Source organism: Terriglobales bacterium (genome assembly GCA_035624455.1).
GTDB lineage: Bacteria > Acidobacteriota > Terriglobia > Terriglobales > Acidobacteriaceae > DASPRM01.
In genome coordinates this window covers 51,620-58,927 of the sequence record DASPRM010000128.1, presented here as the reverse complement: position 1 = coordinate 58,927, position 7,308 = coordinate 51,620, and the positions used below count along the sequence as shown (strand labels likewise).

Below are 7,308 nucleotides of genomic sequence, written 5' to 3'. Positions count from 1 at the left end.
CTGGAAGGCGGGGTCGTAAACCGTGATCTGGAATGACGGGAACGGCTCGCCGTCGCTGGCTGCGCCGGTGCCATCCTTGTGGACGTTGTCGTTGTCGTCCACGTAGTCATCGCTGTAGAAGCCGTTGGTCTGGTCGCGGTTGATCTTGAACTTGTAGTAATAGACCGTAGGCGTAGACGGCATGGTCAGCGTGGCTTTCCAGACGTCGTATTCCGTGCCATTTATGGTGATGTTCTGGTCGAAGGGCATGTCCGTGTCAACCGGGCCGGTGGTGTTGCCGGTTGCCGTGTCGAACAGGTAGGCGCGTACGCTCACACCCCAAATGCCGGTGGCATGCAGCGTGCGGAAGCGCAGCGTAACCTGCGTGTTCTCCGGAACCGCGCCTTCCTGATCGCGATAGAACGTGTCAAACGTATTGTGGTAGAAGCCAACCTTGTCGTCGCCGCTGAAGCCTGCTGGCTGCTCATTGGAGAACGGTGGCGTGCTGGTGCCGTCGCCGGTGTTGTCAATGGCGAAGTACTGCGTGGCGCTCGTCTTGCCAATCGCTCCTATGTTGTTATCGGTGGGAACCTGACCGTAGATGTAGCCTCCGCTGGACGTCAGGTATCCAAAAAAGACAAAACTTGAAGGAATCCCGCCGCCAGTGATGGCGCTCCAAGGAATTGCGACCTCACGCGTGTTTTGATTTCCGCTATTGCTGGCGTAGGCGCCATAGTTCGCCGTCTGCGCGCTCCAGTTGCCACTGCCGTCGGCGTTGCGGTACTCGCGGTAACCGTCCTTGAAATAGGTTACGAACTTCGCGCGGAAGGGTAGCGATGTGATATCGCTTCCGTCATAGTTGAAGCCGGAGAGGTTGCCATCAGCGTCAGTGCAACAGGTGACCGGATTCTGCGGATTTCCCGTAACGTACACGACCGCGCCTTCGGAGAGATTAGCGTTCACTATGGCGACATAGAGATTACTGGCGTCCCAGGTCATGTACCAGGTTTGTCCGGTGTTGCCGGCATTGGAAAGCGAGTTATTAGTCCCGTACTCGCCCGGAGTAATCGAACCATCAATCGTCGGCGTGGCCCACTGCGCGCGGAGCGGCGATGCGGCCGCAACTACGAGAATTAGCGTAAGAGTGAGCTTCGAGAAGGCAGCACGGCGCATCACACACCTCGCGAGAGTTCCCCAGCTCTTTGAGAGCCAGCCGCTAGCTACGCAAATGTTGTTGGTTGGACTTGCTCAGAAGTTGCAAACATCGGGGCCTCCCCAGAGGGGCCCGAGAAGGGAGTTCCCCGACGCACGGCGAAACCGGAAATCGTGCCGCGAATTTTTCGCACATTTTTCTCGCGATTGCAACTGCGAACTACCAGAACCGGGTCTCGAGTTTCATTCGCCGGGCCCATTTAGCGCTTGTAGCCAAATTTGCGCAGCAGCTCGTGGCGCCAGGTCACATCGGCCTCACCCTCAACGCCCTTTGGAGAGCTGCCGTCAATCACTCCCAGCACGCCCCTTCCTTGCTCGGTTTGCGCCACAATGATTTCGACCGGATTAGCAGTTGCGCAGAAAATCGAGCATACCTCGGGAACACTCTGGATGGCGTTCAGAACGTTTATCGGAAACGCATTCTGCAGTATGACAACAAACGCATGGCCCGCTGCCAATGATTGCGCGTTGCGGACAGCTACGGCGCGAAGCGCCGGATCATTTCCTTCTGAGCGCACCAGGCAGGCGCCGGAACCTTCGTTGAAAGCCAGACCGAATTTGGCCTGCGGCACGGCGCTGGTGACGGCTTCGTAGAGATCTTCCACCGTCTTAATGAAGTGCGACTGTCCGACAATAATGTTGCTTTCCGCGGGGATCTCCATCCGCACGGCCTTCAATTCGAGCATGAGTTCTCCTCCGCTTCTAAGCGCCGAGCTATTTGCTGGCCCGCCGAAGTCGGATAGCATGAGTCCTGGCGCGCCGCCTCGGGTGTTGGGACAGGTCTTCCATCCGCCCAACCGGACTCCAAGAATGAAGCTGGAAGTGTACTGCTATTCAGGCCGTAAAGCAGACGAAAGACCGGTTCGGTTTCGCCTCGATGGACATGAGTATCGAGTCAAAGAGATTCTGGATCAGTGGTACGGGCCGGACGCGGTCTTCTACAAAATTCACGCAGACGATGGGAATCTCTACATCTTGCGCCAGCAAACTTCTGCCCCCGATGCCTCCTGGGATCTCGTCTCATTCCGCGCCCTGCCCAAGACCCGCTAGACCGGCATGTCCTTTGACAATTCCTTTTCGGAGGGGCTTTCGCTGAAGATATAGGGGTGAATTGCAAGGGATCCCACCGGAGGCTGCTGAATATTTGATGGGCCTGAACAGGCTTGATCTCTTCATCATCGCGGCCTACCTGGCGGGAATTACGCTTTTCGGCCTTCGCTTCCGCAAGAAGGACCGATCGCTGCGCGACTACTTTCTTGCTGACCGCAATGTCCCCTGGTGGGCAATCGCTCTCTCCATCGTTGCCGCCGAGACCAGCACCCTGACCATCATCAGCATCCCCGGCCTGGCCTACGACACCAACTTCGGTTTTCTACAAGTAGTGCTCGGCTATTTGGTTGCCCGAGTAGTGATCTCGCTGCTCTTCATTCCCCATTATTTTCGTGGCGATCTATTCACCGCCTACCAACTCATGGAGCGCCGATTCGGACCGCGGTTACGCTCGCTCACCGCCGGCCTATTCCTGATCACGCGCGCCGCCGCCGAAGGAGTGCGCGTGTTTGCAGTGGCTATCGTGGTAGGAATTGCCCTGAACCCCGCGCTGGGTGGGCTGACGGAGTTTCGCCGCGATCTGGCTTCCATCGCCATCGTCACCCTGCTCACCCTGATCTACACCTTCGAAGGGGGTATGGCGGCAGTGATCTGGACTGACGTGGTGCAGATGGTGATCTACGTCGGCGGAACACTCGTTGGGTTTTTCACCATCCTTCACCTCGTACCCGGAGGATGGGACTCGATCCGCACCGCGGCCGCTGCTGCTGACAAGTTTCGAATTTTCGACTTCTCTTTCAGCTTGTCTAAAACCTATACCTTCTGGGCAGGATTGATCGGCGGGACCTTTCTGACCACCGCCAGCCATGGCACAGATCAGCTCATGGTGCAGCGGCTACTTGCCGCCAAAAACGAGCGTCAGTCGAAAGCGGCACTGCTCAGCAGCGGGCTGGCGATCCTCTTTCAGTTCACTCTTTTTCTCTCGGTCGGGGTGATGCTGTGGGTGTTCTACCGGCTGTTTCCGCCGGCTGCTGGCTTCAGCCGATCCGATCGCATGTTCCCCACATTCGTCGTAACCCAGATGCCGCATGGCATATCGGGTCTGCTGATCGCCGCCATTCTGGCGGCAGCCATGTCGAATCTGAGTGCCGCTTTGAATTCGCTCTCGTCCAGTTCGATCGTGGACTTCTACGTTCACCGCCATCCCGAGACGAGCGAGGTGGCGCGGGTCCGGATCTCCAGGATTGCGACCATCGTCTGGGGACTGGTGCTTTTCACACTGGCGATCCTCTCGCGTCGAGGCGGACGCGTGGTTGAGGTCGGCCTCTCCATTGCTTCGGTGGCCTACGGCGCGCTGCTGGGCGTCTTTCTCCTTGGACTGCTCACTCGGAAAGCCAACGAGCGTGGCGCAGCCGTGGGCATGGTTTGCGGATTCTGCTTGAACCTTTATATCTGGCTTTTTACGAAAATACCCTGGACCTGGTACGTGGTGATCGGCAGTTCAGTGACCTTCGCAATCGGTTATGCGGCCAGCCGCATAGTCGGCTCGAGTCTGCAGAAAGAAGCTACCAAGGAACCGGCGGCATGGCAGAAATCGTGGTAACCGGCGCAACCAGGGGTGCGGCCCCGCAACTGGCGCGCGACCTCAAGGTCAGCCACGCCAGCGCCATCGTGGTGGGGACAATCATCGGCAGCGGCATCTTTTTGGTGCCCGCCGAGATGATGCAGGCGGTCGGCTCTTCCGCCTATGTCTACCTGGCATGGATCGTGGGAGGGCTGCTGTCATTTTTCGGAGCTCTCACCTACGCCGAGCTGAGCGCGATGAAGCCAGAAGCAGGCGGCGAATATGTTTATGTACGGGATGGCTACGGTCCGCTGGGCGGCTTTCTCTATGCCTGGACATACTTCCTGATCGCCAAGCCCGGCTCCATTGCAACCATCGTCACAGGCTTCGTGCGCATTCTGGGCACGTTTGCGCCTCTGGCATTTCTGCCGCAGGTGGTGATCCGAAACCCCGTCGTCATCACTTGGGGCCAACTGGTCGCGATCGGCGCCATCGCACTCATTTCTTTCATCAACTACATCGGGGTGAAGCGGGCGGGAGAATTTCAGCTATTTTTCACCCTGCTGAAAGTTGCCATCATTTTCGGGATCGTGGCCGCGGGATTCAGCTACTCGCGAGGCAGTTGGACAAATTTCGCCACCACATATCCGCAGGCAGTCGGTGGTTTTGCGGGATTTATGACTGCACTAATCGCCGCGCTCTGGGCCTACGACGGCTGGAACCTGGTGACGACGGTTTCAGCGGAGATGCGTGACCCGCAGCGCAGCCTTCCCATTTCCCTGATCTTTGGTGTGGCCACGGTGGCCGCGCTCTACATGCTGGTGAACGCGGCTGTGCAGTTCGTGATGCCGGCGGGAGCGATCGCCTCATCGCCGCGTCCGGCATCGGATGCCATGGCGCGAGTGGCAGGACCGCTGGGCGCGGGCGTCGTGTCGGCTGGCATGGCTCTTTCAATGCTGGTGACGCTCAACGGAAGCACCTTAACCGGGGCCCGCATTCCCTTTGCTCTGGCGCGCGACGGCTATTTTTTCCGCTCCATCGCCCGCATCCATCCTCGCTTCCATACGCCCTCGACCTCCATCCTGGTACAGGCCCTGGTGGCGTGCCTGCTGGTGCTCTTCGCCGGCAATTTTCAGCAGCTGTTTTCGCTGACTCTGTTTGCAGAGTGGCTGTTCTACATGCTGGCAACGGCCTCGGTCTTCATCTTCCGCGTCCGGGAGCCAAACGCGAATCGTCCCTACAAGACCTGGGGATATCCGCTCGTACCGGCAGTTTTCATCCTGGCATCGGCAGTACTGCTGTATTACTCCTTTATGGCCAACTGGAAAAATTCGATCATCGGCGTGATCGTGATTCTGGCGGGTATCCCTGTCTTCTACCGCTTTTCCTCCAAACGTGCTAGCCGGGAGAGCTAATACTTGCCTGGGATGGTTCGCGAACTCGATCCACAAGCCCTGGAGGTTGCGAAGCCACGCCTCTTAGCTTAAGCTTCGGTTCGCAGTCTCAGCCACTTCGGGAGAAGAAATGCCAAGTAAACCCAGGAACGAACAGCGGCGCGCCAAGCGCATTTCCGCCAGCGTCCCCGTGTCAGCAAAGCGGATGGGCGATGGCGCATTGGAATTAACGGGCCAGACGCGCGATGTCAGTATCAGCATGCGCGGGGTATTCATGTATTTAAGCAATCGTGTTGCGGAGGGCTCTGAATTGGAGCTGGTTTTTCCTATGCCGCGCGGTGTCTCGCCGGCCGAGGATACATGGGTGCGTTGCAAGGCTCGCGTCTTGCGCGTTGAGAAAGAAGAGAATGGAACCCGCTTTGGGGTAGCCGCGGTGATCGAGACGTACGAAAATCTGGCCGACACCGTCGCCCACCCGGCCTAATGACTCTGAAAGGCGAGGCTTCAACCCAACATCAGCGGGCGAAGCATCTGTGCATTAAGCGGCCAACGCGGCCGATATTCCCACCAGACAGTCCCGCTAGCTAGGTCGACTCCCGGATCTGCTTTGCCCGCTCATACACTTCAACGTACTTTCTGGCCGAGGCCGTCCACGAAAAATCCTTGTTCATGCCGTTGCGCATCAGCGTGTGCCAGTTGGTCTGATCGCGGTAGGCCGCAAGTGCCTGCTTCAGCGTGGCAAACAACGCGTCTCCCGAATACTCGGTGAATTTGAAGCCGGTCCCTTTACCGGTCTTGGGATCCCAGGGTTCGACCGTATCATCGAGTCCGCCAGTGGCGCGCACCACGGGGACGGTTCCATACCTAAGGGCGTACAACTGGTTCAGCCCGGACGGTTCATACCTCGAAGGCATGAGGAACATGTCCGCGCCTGCCTGAATCTTATGTGCCAACGGCTCGTCATAGGCGAACTTCACTGCGAATTTTTGCGGATATTGCTTGTTCAAACGCCGGAAAAGATCCTCGTAGTGCTTGTCGCCGGTGCCGAGCACAACTAACAGCAACTCCTCGCGGGCCAGGCGGTCGGCGATTTGCGATAGCAGATCGAATCCCTTCTGCGCGGCGAAGCGTGCCACGATGCCGATCACCGGCCGCTTCACCTCCGAGCCGTCCTGTCCAAAAACACTCAACAGGTCTTTCTTGCAGTCGGCTTTGCCGCTCAAATCCCGCGCCGAATAATGATGGGCGAGGTATTTGTCTTTTTCCGGATTCCATTCGTTGTAGTCCACGCCGTTCAGGATGCCGGTTACGGTTGCGGCTCGGCCCTTCAGCACTCCTTCCAGACCGAAGCCGAATTCAGCCGTCTGGATCTCCTGGCTGTAGCGCTTACTGACGGTGGTGATGAAGTCGGAAAACAGCAATGCGCCTTTCAGAAAGCTTACTTTGCCGAAGAATTCCATCTTGCCGATGGTGAACAGGTCCCAGGGAAGCATAAGCAGTGGCAGTATGTCGGCAGGAAACTGGCCCTGGTAGCCAATGTTATGGATGGTAAACACCACCGGGACTTGCTGGAACGAAGGATCCTCGTCGTACATAGTACGCAGCAGAACCGGGATCAGCGCCGATTGCCAGTCGTGGCAGTGAAATACCTCCGGCGCCCCCAGAATTTTGGAAGCCTCCAACACCGCGCGGCAGTAAAGTGCAAAGCGCTCGGCATTGTCGCGATAATCGCCCAGAGCAGTCCCGTAGAGTGCCTCCCGATCAAAGTAGGGCGGATAATCTATAAAATAGAATTTGACGCCATTGCGTGAGCCACCGTCGAGGATGGAACAAAAGCGGTACTTATCATCAAAGGGAATGGTGAGACTGGAAATGACCTTTCTTGTGTCCGGGGGAAGCTGGGTTTGTTTGTAAAGCGGCAGATAGACCGTAACCTGATGCCCCAACTCCACCAGGGCCGCCGGCAGTGCCCCCACGACATCGGCCAGTCCTCCGGTCTTGGCAAACGGCACACATTCAGACGCTGCAAACACAATTCGCATCTATGGGAATGCCTTTCATTGCGGAATGGGAAGATGATTGTGTGCCAGAAGGTTCCAGGTTCGGCTA

The 7,308-nt window shown here is 57.7% G+C and carries 7 protein-coding genes; 4 read left to right on the top strand and 3 right to left on the bottom strand.

Translation table 11 applies throughout. The features are described from left to right. A partial coding sequence (locus VEG30_14580; protein HXZ81152.1) for a hypothetical protein occupies window positions 1-1,152 on the bottom strand: 1,152 nt, incomplete at its 3' end. A gap of 239 nt (window positions 1,153-1,391) precedes the next feature. Beyond that, window positions 1,392-1,877 (bottom strand): adenosine-specific kinase, encoded by a 486-nt coding sequence (locus VEG30_14575; GenBank protein ID HXZ81151.1) that lies wholly within the window; start codon window positions 1,875-1,877, stop codon window positions 1,392-1,394. Window positions 1,878-1,935: 58 nt separating this feature from the next. On the opposite strand from VEG30_14575, the gene VEG30_14570 reads away from it, so the two are divergent. From VEG30_14570 to VEG30_14555, 4 genes are all read left to right on the top strand, one after another. Continuing rightward, complete coding sequence (locus tag VEG30_14570; protein ID HXZ81150.1) at window positions 1,936-2,241, top strand: hypothetical protein; 306 nt, start codon at window positions 1,936-1,938, stop codon at window positions 2,239-2,241. Between the two features lie 97 nt (window positions 2,242-2,338). Continuing rightward, complete coding sequence (locus VEG30_14565) at window positions 2,339-3,844, top strand: sodium:solute symporter (protein HXZ81149.1); 1,506 nt, start codon at window positions 2,339-2,341, stop codon at window positions 3,842-3,844. Then, the gene (locus tag VEG30_14560; protein ID HXZ81148.1) at window positions 3,826-5,220 is read left to right on the top strand and encodes an amino acid permease; all 1,395 of its coding nucleotides are present in this window, start codon (window positions 3,826-3,828) and stop codon (window positions 5,218-5,220) included. The genes VEG30_14565 and VEG30_14560 overlap by 19 nt, the downstream gene beginning before the upstream one ends. Before the next feature lie 109 nt (window positions 5,221-5,329). Beyond that, a complete protein-coding gene (locus VEG30_14555) occupies window positions 5,330-5,683 on the top strand; it encodes a PilZ domain-containing protein (protein ID HXZ81147.1) in 354 nt (117 codons plus the stop codon). A 100-nt stretch (window positions 5,684-5,783) separates the two neighbouring features. On the opposite strand, the gene glgA is transcribed toward VEG30_14555, so the two are convergent. Beyond that, window positions 5,784-7,241 (bottom strand): glycogen synthase GlgA, encoded by a 1,458-nt coding sequence (gene glgA, locus VEG30_14550; GenBank protein HXZ81146.1) that lies wholly within the window; start codon window positions 7,239-7,241, stop codon window positions 5,784-5,786. Window positions 7,242-7,308 lie beyond the last annotated feature (67 nt).